The organism is Pseudoalteromonas sp. SG45-2 (genome assembly GCF_014164115.1).
GTDB classification, from domain to species: domain Bacteria; phylum Pseudomonadota; class Gammaproteobacteria; order Enterobacterales; family Alteromonadaceae; genus Pseudoalteromonas; species Pseudoalteromonas distincta.
The window spans coordinates 15,671-27,767 of record NZ_JACJEO010000021.1 but is presented as its reverse complement, the minus strand read 5'-3'; the positions used below and the strand labels follow the sequence as shown (position 1 = coordinate 27,767).

The window sequence follows — 12,097 nt, the reverse complement described above, 5'->3', positions numbered from 1 at the left end:
AAAATGCAAAAAGTAATCGAATTTAGAAAGACCCGTTTTTTGGGTGGGGTAGATATAGTCGCACTGAATGACCGCATACAGGAATTAAACCAAGATGGCTGGAAAGTAATAAACGCAGTGCCATTGACAGGCTTTTATGGCCAAGTGCATGGTTATACTTTGTTTATTGAAACTGACGAGCTTTAAATGACATTTACAGTATGGTTAAGCCTAGCGGCTATTTGTATGATGGGCGCAATGTCGCCAGGACCAAGTTTAGCGGTGGTTTTAAAGCACTCACTTAACGGCAGTATGAAAAACGGTATGCTTGCCGCGCTCAGTCATGGTACTGGCGTTGGCTTGTATGCTGGTGCATCGTTATTAGGGTTAGGCGCTTTAATGACGCAGTTTCCAACTGTTTATCAAATACTCGTGTATTTAGGCGCAGCCTATTTGGCGTATTTAGGTATAAAAATATTGCTAGCAAAACCCAGCAATAACGAACTTGAAGTACAAAAAAGTGAGGTAAGTGCAGCTAAAGCATTACAAGATGGTTTTGCCATTGCTTTTTTGAACCCCAAACTCGCTATTTTCTTTTTAGCCTTGTTCTCACAGTTTATTGACCCTCAGCTACTTACTTTATGTGTGGGCATAATTATGTGTTTAACCGTGTTTGTAATTGATACCGGCTGGTATTTACTGGTGGCGTTACTGACTGAGGTTTCAAAAAACCGCTTTGGATTTACCAAACAAAACCCGTGGCTTGATAAAATACTGGGAGTCGTATTTATCGCTCTTGCTATAAAAGTTGTTATTAGCTTGTAAGATTGAGTAGAGATTATTGAAGCTTGCAGAGTGTATTTTTAGTTATATAGATAAAGGATTAAAACAATGACAAAACATATTTTAAAAAGTGCATCTTTCGACCCGAAGGTTCAGCAATACTGGATGCTAATGGCCGCTTTTTTTAGTGTACTAGCGCTGGTGACTATTCCGTTGTTACCCATTGTCTTGGCGATTGTATGGCTAGTGGGCGGGCGAATACTCGCAGCTATGTCTGCTGACTTATTACCACAAAAATTGGTAGTTAAACGTGGCATATTATTTAAAGAAGAAAAATCTATTCCGCTTGAAAAAATAACAGATGTAGGGTTAAGCCAAGGGCCGCTCATGCGAATTTTTGGATTATATCGTTTAAGCTTTGAAACAGCTGGGCAGTCAGGAAATGGTGCTTTAGTGTCTTTGCTTGGTGTAGTTAATGCGAGTGAGTTTAGAGAGGCGATACTTGAGCAAAAAGATGTATTGGCAAACCAAGGTAAAGCGTCGCAGCAGGCAACAGAGCAAAGTGAGAAAGAGCTACTGAGATCACTTACTTATAGTGTTAAAAATATTGAGCAGATGCTACTTGTTTTACTTGATGAAAGGCAGCAAAAGTAGCCTGTTTTAAAATTGTAAAGCTTATAAGGGTATTTTTATGAATACGGAAATAGAAAATATATTTAATAATTATCCTGAGATAGCAAAAAGTAAGCTTATAAAATTACGAGAGTTAATTTATACCGTAGCACAAGAGCAAAACTTAGGAGCTGTTGAAGAGTCTTTAAAGTGGGGAGAGCCAAGTTATAACACAATAAATGGCAGCCCCATTCGCGTAGGCTTTAAGGGCTCCTCGTGTTATTTGTTTTTTCATTGCCAATCAAAGCTAGTAAGCCCATTTAGAGAGTTGTATTCCCACACTCTCACTTTCGAAGGTAACCGGGCAATTGTATTAAATAGTGAAAAGCCATTACCAGAATACCCAGTTAAAGAGCGTATTAAATTAGCACTGACTTATCACAAAGTTAAACGCCTACCTTTACTAGGCGCATCATTATAAGTATTCAGTTGATGTTTAAAACACACTACATATTTGGTTTGCGTCACAGGTAATAACGGTTACGTTTTCATAACCCACACGCGTTAACGCTTCTGCTCCCAACGTTGCGCGCGCACCACTTGCGCAGTGCACGTAAATAGGGCGAGCTGCGTCTTTTTCTATTTCCATCAGTTTCATCTCGAGTAATCCACGCGGAATATTTATAGCGCCAGTAGCTGCTTTTGTAGCGTGCTCTGCAGGTTCTCGTACATCAATAAGTAAACCCTTATTTTGTTCAAGTTCGAGTTTCGCTTGCGCTGCGTCAATACGGCGTTGGTTAGGTGTGATAATTTTTAGTAAATCAGGGATTGATGTAAGCATTAGTTTGTAAATCCTCTTTTTCTTAAAAAAGACATTAATGAGTGCTACTTGGTATAAGTAGGTTAATTGAGTTAATACTTATAAATAACGTTAAAAACTGAAAGTTACTTTATATAAAGTAACTTAATAGTGCGGATACTGCTACAGCACTTCCGCCGATTAATAAAACGGCATCGTTAATTTTGTGATTACCTTAATATTAGTAAAGTCTAATGTTAATTATATTAGAACCTACTAATGTAAAAGTCTATACTTAAAAAGGTATCAAAAAGAGAAATAATAAAAATGAATATTGAACAACTAGCTGTCAACGCAGAGCAAGCCGAACAGTTTTTAAAATTAATGGCTAACAAAAATCGCTTAATGATTTTATGTAGTTTATTACAAGGTGAGCAAAGTGTAGGTGAGCTAAATAAAAATGTACCTTTAGCACAGTCAGCGTTATCTCAGCATTTAGCAAGTTTACGCAAGGCGGATATGGTTGCTACTCGCAGAGAAGGGCACACTATTTATTACTCATTGACCGATCCAAAAGTTGAGTCGATCATTGCTTTGCTATATGAGTGGTTTTGCCGACAAGAAAATACTAAATAAACGTAGCTATTTCATCGAGTGATTTTTTATCCAGTGCATGAGCAGGTATTGTTGCATCATCACTTGGGTAGCCTGTAATAAGTAGCATGTATGGGCGTTCGTTATCTTTATCGCGATTACATATGTCGGTTAAAAAACTCATTGGCTTTGGAGTATGAGTAAGGGTTGCCAAACCACTGCGGTGCAAAGCTTGAATTAAAAAGCCGGTAGCTAAGCCAACAGACTCATGCACATAATAATTCGTATTTTTATCATCGCTGCTTACGCCGCCCTTTTTTTGACTAAATACAGCTATAAGCCAAGGTGCATGCTCTAAATAAGGTTTATTGGCGTCGGTACCTAACGGTTTTAGCGCATCTAACCATTCTTCACCTGCTCTGCCTTCGTAAAAAGAACGCTCTAATTTTTCTGCGGCTTCTCTTATTTGTTTTTTTACATCGCTACTGTTTATAGCCACAAAATGCCAAGGCTGATGATTCGCTCCACTTGGTGCTGTGCCAGCTGCTTTTATACATGCTTCAATAATATTTTTTGGTACTGGGCGATCGCTAAAGCTGCGAATGCTATGGCGGCGTTGGCTGGTTTGTAAAAACTCGTTAGCACGATTTAGCATTTCTTCATGTGGATATTCTATAAAGTCATTTAACGGCTGGCTTTGGTGATCTTGCATGGCTTTTCGTTTCTTATAAAAAGTATATGTGGTTTTTATACCGAGTGAATACAGTGCAGGCAAGTGTTATGAGTTTAAATTATGTTTATTTGTTGTTACAAATTTAACCAGCAAGTAACTTATGTTCCTATTTTCCTTGTGGTATAAAACATTATAAAAATAATTACTCATATTCAAGGAAGTAAAAATGCTATCAATAACAGGGTTATCTAAAACCTACGATAATGGCGTACATGCACTACAAGGTGTTGATTTATCTATCGGCAAAGGGATGTTTGGATTACTTGGGCCAAATGGCGCAGGTAAATCATCGCTAATGCGTACCATTGCAACACTGCAGTCGGCTGATTCGGGTTCAATCACTTTTGATGGTATTGATGTTTTTAAAGACCCACAGGCTCTGCGCCAACGTTTGGGTTATCTACCGCAAGATTTTGGTGTGTACCCGCGTGTTAGTGCTTACGACTTACTGGACCATATGGCTGTTTTAAAGGGAATTCATAATAAAGCAGAGCGTAAAGAGTCGGTTGAAGGATTACTTGCACATACTAATTTATATCAACATCGCTCAAAAGCGGTAAGTGGCTTTTCGGGCGGTATGCGCCAGCGTTTTGGTATTGCACAAGCCTTACTAGGCGACCCCGACTTACTTATCGTTGATGAACCTACCGCAGGGCTAGATCCTGAAGAGCGAAATCGCTTTCATAACTTGTTAGTAAGCTTAGGCGAGCAAAAAGTCGTTATATTATCGACCCACATTGTTGAAGATGTAGCAGAGCTTTGCCCAAACATGGCGGTGCTGGCAGGCGGTAAAATACTATTAGAGGGCAATCCAATTGCCCTTACCGATAAACTCCAAGGCCAAATTTGGCGCAAAGCCATGAGCCAAGAAGAAGCGCTAGAGCTTGAACCGCAGCTGCCTGTTATTTCAAAACGCTTATTTGCTGGGCAAACCATATTACATGTATTAGCCAATGAAGCCCCTGAAGGTTTTGAGCTCAGCAGTGCAAACCTAGAAGATGTGTATTTTTCTACGTTGCTTAATCATCGTAACAGCCAAGTAGCATAAGGGGGCGCTATGTTTTTTAATATGCTAGCGTTTGAGCTGCGCTATTTTATGCGTCAGCCTTCGTTTTATGTGACCTCATTAATATTCTTTTTTATGGCGTTTTTTATAAGCTCCAGTAGTAAGTTTCCGTTAGGTGGGGCTAATGTTCATATGAACTCGCCTTATACCATTATGGTTTTAACGGTTACCTTTTGTACGCTTGCTATGTTTTTAGTGGTTAACTTTGTTGCAAGCTCAGCGATTCGCAACAGCGAGACCAAAATGGATGAGCTGGTGTTTAGTAAGCCCGTTAACCCGCTTGCTTATCAATCAGGGCGTTTTTTTGGTTCTTACTTAGTTGTACTTATTGTGTTTTTAAGCGTGCCACTAGGCGTATTTTTGGGATCTCAATTTGGCTTGTTGGTTGGCTGGCTCGATAGCGAGCTAGTAGGCCCCAATAAGTTTATATATTACGCAGCGCCTTTTTTATATTTAGCAGTGCCAAGCTTATTGGTCCTCAGTGCTATTTTTAATAGTGTGGCGGTCTATTTTAAAACCATGATGGCGGTATATGTAACGGCCGTGGTGGTTTATATAACCTACCAATTGGCGAGTATCTATTTTGACGATTTAGCGTTTAGAAATATTGTTGTTTACGCAGACCCATTTGGCACAGGGTCGTTAATTGACTTAACCCGTTACTGGACTGTAAGTGATAAAAATACTGAAGTGTTAACGCTTTCGGGCGATTTTTTAATTAACCGTATTTTATGGGTAGCAATAAGTTTAGCGATGTTTTTTGGCCTCGGAAAGTTAGGTAATCGCGTAGTCACTAAAAAACAGAAAAAGCAATTTGCTGTCTCAACGTTTGTAAAAAACAAACAAGCAGCACTTATTAGCAGCGCTAAAAATTACAAGTCAAAAGGGGTAAATACGAAATCGCAATTAGTAATGCGCAGCTTATTTGAACTTAAGCAAGTTATATTAAGTGCCCCTTTTATGATTTTAGCGGGTGTCAGTATTACTATGTTACTCGCACCACTTTTTGCACCTATTGGCGCATATGGCACAACGGATTGGCCGCTCACACAAAACATGGTGGGCATTATTCAAAACTCCTCCGCTTTGTTTATGTTTATCATTATTGCTTATTACAGCGCAGAGCTGGTTTGGCGAGAACGCCAAAGTGGTATGGGTGATATTGTTGACAGTTTCCCGGTGCATAACAGTGTGTTTTGGGTATCTAAAATTATTGCGTTAATCACTGCAGTTTGTGGCCTTTATTTAGTAGGCATGATGTTTACCATTGCAGTGCAGCTATTTAAGGGGCAATTTAACCTAGAGCTTGGTCAGTACTTATTTAGGTTGGGTTACCTTACATTACTGCCTTTAATTATGATGGCTATATTGGCGTTCTTTTTACAAATAATTAGCCCTAATAAATACATAGGTATGGGTTTATTTATTCTGTATTACATTGCTCAAATGGTAATGGGTGCTTACGGGTTTGAGCATCATATGTATCATTTTTCTCAAAGCAGTAGCGTACCGTATTCTGATATAAATGGTTATGGACATTTTTTACAAGGCGCGCATTGGTATACCCTATATTGGGGGGCATTGAGTGTGTTTTTAGCTATTGTAGGGTTTGCTTTATGGCATCGCGGCCCGTCGCAATCATTGCGTACTCGTTTATCTTTAGTGCGTTACAACATGTCTTTAAAAGGCCAGATTGCAGCCGTTATAAGTTTATTGGTATTTGTGGGCGCGGGTTATAACATTTATTACAACACCCGTGTAATCAACGAGTTTGTAACAAGTGATGATAACGAAGCGCTACAAGTAAGGTATGAGCAAGAGTTTTCACAATACAAAGACTTGCCACTGCCTATAATAACTGATGTTGACTTACACATTGATATTTATCCTAAAAAGCGTGCTTTAAATGCCGTGGCTAAAATTAAGTTTACCAATACCGCAAACGAGCCAATAACCCGTGTGTTAATCAACGAGCCTAGCCAATCTAAAAGCTGGGATGTAAAAATGGCGGGCGGAAAAATAGTAGAGCGTTTAACCGATTTTGGCATGGTATGGTTTGAGTTTGAACAACCGCTAATGCCCAATGAAGTACGAGAAGGCGAGCTCTCAGTTTCTCGTGAACACGACGGTTTTGTTGATAGGAGATCTGATACTCAACTCGTGCACAACGGTACATTTGTAAATAATGGAGAATTATTGCCAAATTTTGGTTATCAAAAGTATTTTCAAATTGCCGATAAGTATGAGCGCCGCAAGCACGATTTACCTGAACTTGAACGCGCACATAAACTAGAAGACAGCCGCTATTATACGCAAAATGAGTTTGGGCCTGCTAATGGCTTTATAAACTATAAGGCAACGGTAAGCACCGATGAGTCACAATTTGCTATTACACCAGGTTACTTAAAAAGTGAGAGTGTAAAAGATGGACGCCGCACCTTTGTTTATGAAATGGATGCTCCAATTATAAACTTTTACTCTGTGCTTTCGGCAGAGCTTGAAAGTAAAAAGGTTGAGCATAACGGTGTAAATATTGAGGTGTACTACCACAAAGATCATGCATGGAATGTTGACCGTATGATTGAATCGGTACAAGACTCAATAGATTACTACACGCAAGCCTTTGGCCCGTATCAGCATAAGCAGTTACGTATTATTGAATTTCCTAAGTATCGCTCGTTTGCGCAAAGTTTTGCCAATACGGTGCCTTACTCTGAAAGTATTGGTTTTATTACAGACCTAAGAGATGAGAATAAAGTTGACCTACCTTACTATGTAACCGCACATGAAGTTGCGCACCAATGGTGGGGGCATCAAGTTTCGGGGGCCAATGTAGAGGGCAGTGCTGTTATTTCTGAAACACTTTCGCAATACAGTGCGCTAATGGTGCTAAAAAAACGCTTTGGCGCCGAGAAGCTTCGTAAATTCTTAAAGTACGAGCTAGATAAATACTTAATGGGCCGTACAGGTGAAGCCTTTGAAGAAATGCCGCTATATAAAACGCAGGGTCAGCTGTATCTTCACTATAATAAAGGCTCAGTTGCGATGATGGCTTTGTATGACCGCTTAGGTGAAAAACGCTTAAATGCAGCACTTAAAGCGTTTTTGAATGAGTTTAAATATCAATCAACGCCATATCCAACCACACTTGATTTACTTAGTTATTTAAAGCGAGATGCAACACAAGCTGAACAACGTTTTATTGATGATCAGTTTAAATATATAACGCTTTATGAGCTTGAAATGAAAGAAGTGTCGGTTACTGATGATGTTGATGGCGAAGGTTTTTATACAGTAACACTGAGCGTTGAAGCAACTAAGCAGCATGCCGATGGACAAGGTGAAGAAACTGAGCAGCCGCTCGATGAGCTAATTGATATTGCATTATTTAGCGACGACCCTGAAAACTTACTCGCTGAAGACTTTGTTATTTACTCGCAAAAGCATCAAATAGTATCTGGTACCAATACTATTGAGCTAAAAGTAAAAGAAAAACCATTATTTGCAGGGGTTGATCCTTACATTAAGCTGGTCGACAAAGACAGTAAAAACAACTTAGCTAAGTTTTAAAGTCTATTTATTTACTAACCACTTAAACTGACTACTTTAAAGGCCGCATTTATGCGGCCTTTATGTGTAATAAACTGTATAAAACTTCATAGCGTTTCTACATATTCCCCACAGCTTTTTACGCTAATATTTTATGTTCTCTTATAAAGTTACCTTACTGGTATTTAGTTTATAAGGAAGAGTATGAAACCATTAATTATAGGGGCGATAGCATTAAGCCTCAGTGCTTGTTCTGCGGTAACCATTCAGCCACGGGCAACAGCAAAAATAACGAGCCAAGCTAATTACGAAGATAGCCGCCCATTTTATTTATGGGGATTAGTGGGTGAGCAGCGGGTAGACGTAAAACAAATATGTTCAAATACACCGGTTATTCAAATGCAGTCACAGCAAACGTTTAGTGATGGAGCGCTGAGTTTAATTACGCTTGGAATATACTCGCCTCATACCATTAAAGTGTGGTGCCAAGAGCAAGTACTAGGGGAGGCATTATGAGCATCAAGCTATTTGCAGCCGGTTGCACACTGATTATTTTAACGGGGTGTACAAATATTTACTTTGATAACGGTATGCAGAGCAAAGTAAGCAATAAGACGCTAAAAAGTTCACAGTGGCATCATAATTTTGCACTTGCGTTGTACGAGGGATCAGAGCCGTTAGATTTAACAAAACATTGCCCACAAGGGGAGTGGCAAAGCGTTCATACGTATAAATCGTTTACTAATGGTTTAGCTGAGGTGGTTGTGAATCAAATTGGCCCAGCTTGGTACCCTAAAACAGTAGAAGTACAATGTAATAAGGTACCATTTAAAGCTAAATAATTATTTAAAATAGTTATTCGTAACGCAGTGCATCTATAGGGTTTAGTCTTGCTGCTTTAATAGCAGGGGCTAAACCAAATATAATCCCAATCATTGATGTAAATCCGAACGATAGTATTACAGCCCATACTGGTATATATGCATCAGGCATACTTGGGACTAAAAACGAAATAAGCCCTGCGGCGCCATATCCTATAATGAGTCCTATTAAACCACCAAAAAGTGAAAGCACAACGGCTTCAACTAAAAACTGCAACATAATAAAACCAGGTGTTGCGCCTAGTGCTTTTAATGTACCAATAACACGTGTGCGTTCAGTTACCGACACTAGCATTATGTTCATAACACCAATACCGCCAACAAGTAAGCTAATGCCAACAATACCAGCAGTAATAGCAGTAGCACTGCTGGTAAATTTATCTATTTGGGCACGAGATTTTTCAGCGGTTTCAAATTCAAAGTCGTTTTCATCTTTCTCTTTTAGTTTATGCAGTTGGCGCAATACACGAGTTATTTTTGCAAGCACTTGTTCTTCGTTAGTACCTTCATTTAACCTAAACATAATTTGCACATTAGTTTGTGTACTTCCGCCTTCTAAAGCACTCATGGTACTAATTGGAATATTAATGTAATCGTCTTGGTCAAAACCAAATAAGCTACCTTGTTTTTCAGCAACGCCAATAATTCTAAACCATTCACCACCTAGCTTTATATATTCACCTACTGGGTTTTCAGGAAGGTTTAGCTTTTCTATGATTGAAGGGCCGATAAATGCGACCCTTCTTCGTTTATCATCGTCCTCAGCACGAATAAAACGACCAAGTTCAGGATAAGTACGATACGCTTTTTGATAGTCTTGCTCGGTACCGATAACACGCGATGAATGGCTTTTATTTCCATACTCAGCTCCCCCCGAAAAGCGCCAGGTAAACATTAGGGCAGTTAGCGTTTCAGCTTCTTTTATACGCGACTTTAAAGCTAAAAAATCGTCGTAGGTAAGCTTGGCATTTTTACCAACCATTTCGAGTTCAATACTGGTGTAAGGCTTTATTGTTGTTACATCTGGCGACATATCAGCAAGTTGATCGTTTATTTGCTTTGTAAAACCCTGCATCACTGCAACGACAGTAACTACGGCGGCAACACCAATAATAATGCCCAAACAGGTCAGTGCGCTGCGCATTGCATTAGCTTTAATAGCTGAAAAAGCGGCCTTAGTGCCTTCCATTATCGCAAGAGCTGATTTAAACATGCTGCTTGATTCCTTCATCTTTAGTTACATCACTTACCACTTTACCGTCCACTAAACGAATCACGCGTTGGCAATGATCGGCAATTTCTTGCTCATGTGTTACTAAAATAATAGTGTGACCTTCGTTATGCAGCTCATCAAACAAATCCATAATTTCGCGGGTCGTTTTACTATCAAGATTACCTGTGGGTTCATCTCCTAATAATATATGTGGTTTTGTGACTAAAGCGCGGGCAATAGCAACACGTTGACGTTGCCCGCCCGATAGCTGGCTAGATAAATGATTAACTTTATCACCGAGACCTACCCGCTTTAGTGCTTCTAGAGCTTGTTGCTTGCGCTGTTTACTAGGGATAAAGCGATATACTAAAGGCTGCATTACATTTTCTAGTGCGGTTGCACGTGGTATTAAGTTAAAGCTTTGAAATATAAACCCGACACTTTCATTACGCTGATGAGCAAGCTCTGTCTCGGTCATACTTTTTACTAGTTTATCTTTTAAGTAGTATTCGCCACTGCTGGGTGTATCTAAACAGCCTAATAAGTTCATCAAGGTCGACTTGCCTGAACCAGAAGGTCCTATAATCGCCACGTATTCGTTTTGCATTATATGTACGTTTACATCATCAAGTGCCTTAAATACCTCTGAGCCCATTTTGTATTGTTTATTAATATGCTCTAGCTTGATTACCGCAGACATTAGGCTTCTTCCTTGTCTGCATCTGATTTAAGTTTTACCACATCACCTTCAGTCAGAAGACTTACTGGGCGCGCAGGGCCAATAACTATTTTGTCGCCCTCATTTAAGCCGTCAGTAATGGCTTGCTCTATATCAGATGATATTCCAACAGTTACGGCAATTTTGCTAACGGTGTTATCACTATTTAGTCGCCATACAAATGTTTTATCGTCTTCTTTTTGGATTGCTTCTATTGGAAGTTTTAAACCGTTTTCGGCAATGCTTGTTGCGATCTCTGCTCTACAACTCATTCCTGCATATAGCTGGCGCTCAGTAGTATCGAGTAATACTTTTACTTTAAACGATAAACCTTGAGAGCCGGCTTGGTTTTTAGCTGAAGTACCAATATTGATTACTGTGCCGCTAAATGGTTTATTAGGGTATGCGGCCGCATAAATATTCGCTTTTTGGTTAAGCTTAATGCTCGCAATGTCGGTTTCATCCACACGTAGCTCGGCTAAGATAGCGCTAGGATCGGCTACTAGCATTAAATCAGAGCCAATAATATTAGTAGTACCGGCTATAACGGTTTCACCTTCTTTAATATTTACAGATGCAAGCAAGCCGCTCATTGGAGCTCTAAATACACTTTTACTTAAGCGATCTTGCGCAATTTGTAGTGACGCTTGTGCTTGGTTGTACGACTCTATTCGTGATTCAATATCGATTTTAGCTAGATCGCGTGCGCTTTCAATATTCTCGTAGCTCTCTTGATTACCTAAACCGACATCATATAAGTCTTTTTGTCTTTTAAGTTGGCGCTCTAGGTTAGCAAGGCGTGTTTTATTGTGTTTAATTTCAATTTCTGTGGCGCGAAGGATTGCTTTACTACGGGTAACTTCTGATTCAAAAGCAGTTGTATCAAGGCGCATTAACATATCGCCTTGTTTAACTCCTTGGCCTTCTTGAACAAATATTTTATCTACTCGGCCTGTCACTTCAGAGCGTAATTGCACTTGTGTATTAAAAACTAAATTACCTGAAGCCATTATTGAGTCAGCAATGTCGCCAAGCTCTACTTGAGCAATATTTACTTCGGCTTGTTTTTCATCGCCAGAAATTTGCTTTGACACAATTAGGGCTATAAATGCGCCTACAGCGAGTGTGATGATTATTGCTTTTTTCATTTTATCTATCCGTGAATTAAGT

General features: G+C 39.4%; 14 protein-coding genes. 9 read left to right on the top strand and 5 right to left on the bottom strand.

Features of this window, described 5'->3' with window-relative positions; all coding sequences use genetic code 11:
* Nucleotides 1-3: 3 nt before the first annotated feature.
* The 4 genes from H5116_RS15295 to H5116_RS15280 all read left to right on the top strand — a co-directional run bounded on the left by H5116_RS15295 (nt 4) and on the right by H5116_RS15280 (nt 1,855).
* Nucleotides 4-186: a hypothetical protein gene (locus H5116_RS15295; RefSeq protein WP_024599480.1), complete on the top strand. Its 183-nt coding sequence runs from the start codon at nt 4-6 to the stop codon at nt 184-186.
* Nucleotides 187-804 (top strand): LysE family translocator, encoded by a 618-nt coding sequence (locus H5116_RS15290; protein ID WP_182716548.1) that lies wholly within the window; start codon nt 187-189, stop codon nt 802-804. It begins immediately after the preceding gene.
* A gap of 66 nt (nt 805-870) precedes the next feature.
* A complete protein-coding gene (locus H5116_RS15285; RefSeq protein WP_182716547.1) occupies nt 871-1,416 on the top strand; it encodes a PH domain-containing protein in 546 nt (181 codons plus the stop codon).
* A 37-nt stretch (nt 1,417-1,453) separates the two neighbouring features.
* On the top strand, nt 1,454-1,855 hold the full coding sequence (locus H5116_RS15280; RefSeq protein WP_182716546.1) for a DUF1801 domain-containing protein: 402 nt from the start codon (nt 1,454-1,456) through the stop codon (nt 1,853-1,855).
* A gap of 15 nt (nt 1,856-1,870) precedes the next feature.
* On the opposite strand, the gene H5116_RS15275 is transcribed toward H5116_RS15280, so the two are convergent.
* Nucleotides 1,871-2,215, bottom strand: a complete 345-nt coding sequence (locus tag H5116_RS15275) for a rhodanese-like domain-containing protein (protein WP_002959525.1) — start codon at nt 2,213-2,215, stop codon at nt 1,871-1,873.
* Between the two features lie 285 nt (nt 2,216-2,500).
* Between H5116_RS15275 and H5116_RS15270 the strand changes: the two genes are divergently transcribed.
* On the top strand, nt 2,501-2,809 hold the full coding sequence (locus H5116_RS15270) for a helix-turn-helix transcriptional regulator (protein WP_010554926.1): 309 nt from the start codon (nt 2,501-2,503) through the stop codon (nt 2,807-2,809).
* On the opposite strand, the gene H5116_RS15265 is transcribed toward H5116_RS15270, so the two are convergent.
* The gene (locus tag H5116_RS15265) at nt 2,802-3,479 is read right to left on the bottom strand and encodes a nitroreductase family protein (protein WP_024604482.1); all 678 of its coding nucleotides are present in this window, start codon (nt 3,477-3,479) and stop codon (nt 2,802-2,804) included. The genes H5116_RS15270 and H5116_RS15265 overlap by 8 nt on opposite strands.
* Nucleotides 3,480-3,666: 187 nt before the next feature.
* Here H5116_RS15265 and H5116_RS15260 point away from each other — a divergent pair, with 187 nt between their 5' ends.
* The 4 genes from H5116_RS15260 to H5116_RS15245 all read left to right on the top strand — a co-directional run bounded on the left by H5116_RS15260 (nt 3,667) and on the right by H5116_RS15245 (nt 8,957).
* The gene (locus H5116_RS15260; protein WP_002959519.1) at nt 3,667-4,548 is read left to right on the top strand and encodes an ABC transporter ATP-binding protein; all 882 of its coding nucleotides are present in this window, start codon (nt 3,667-3,669) and stop codon (nt 4,546-4,548) included.
* Nucleotides 4,549-4,557: 9 nt separating this feature from the next.
* Nucleotides 4,558-8,136, top strand: coding sequence for a M1 family aminopeptidase (locus tag H5116_RS15255; RefSeq protein ID WP_182716545.1), 3,579 nt, complete (start codon nt 4,558-4,560; stop codon nt 8,134-8,136).
* A gap of 183 nt (nt 8,137-8,319) precedes the next feature.
* The gene (locus tag H5116_RS15250; RefSeq protein ID WP_182693249.1) at nt 8,320-8,631 is read left to right on the top strand and encodes a Bor family protein; all 312 of its coding nucleotides are present in this window, start codon (nt 8,320-8,322) and stop codon (nt 8,629-8,631) included.
* On the top strand, nt 8,628-8,957 hold the full coding sequence (locus H5116_RS15245) for a Bor/Iss family lipoprotein (protein WP_039490488.1): 330 nt from the start codon (nt 8,628-8,630) through the stop codon (nt 8,955-8,957). The genes H5116_RS15250 and H5116_RS15245 overlap by 4 nt, the downstream gene beginning before the upstream one ends.
* 13 nt (nt 8,958-8,970) lie before the next feature.
* Here H5116_RS15245 and H5116_RS15240 read toward each other — a convergent pair whose 3' ends face one another.
* Genes H5116_RS15240 through H5116_RS15230 form a run of 3 tightly spaced genes read right to left on the bottom strand, consistent with a single transcriptional unit; the run spans nt 8,971 to nt 12,075 of the window.
* Complete coding sequence (locus tag H5116_RS15240) at nt 8,971-10,209, bottom strand: ABC transporter permease (RefSeq protein ID WP_039490486.1); 1,239 nt, start codon at nt 10,207-10,209, stop codon at nt 8,971-8,973.
* Nucleotides 10,202-10,909 carry an ABC transporter ATP-binding protein gene (locus H5116_RS15235; RefSeq protein WP_024594267.1) on the bottom strand — a complete coding sequence of 236 codons (708 nt, stop codon included), beginning with the start codon at nt 10,907-10,909 and terminating at the stop codon, nt 10,202-10,204. Before H5116_RS15235 ends, H5116_RS15240 begins: the two co-directional genes overlap by 8 nt.
* On the bottom strand, nt 10,909-12,075 hold the full coding sequence (locus H5116_RS15230) for an efflux RND transporter periplasmic adaptor subunit (protein WP_024595210.1): 1,167 nt from the start codon (nt 12,073-12,075) through the stop codon (nt 10,909-10,911). Before H5116_RS15230 ends, H5116_RS15235 begins: the two co-directional genes overlap by 1 nt.
* Between the last annotated feature and the right edge of the window lie 22 nt (nt 12,076-12,097).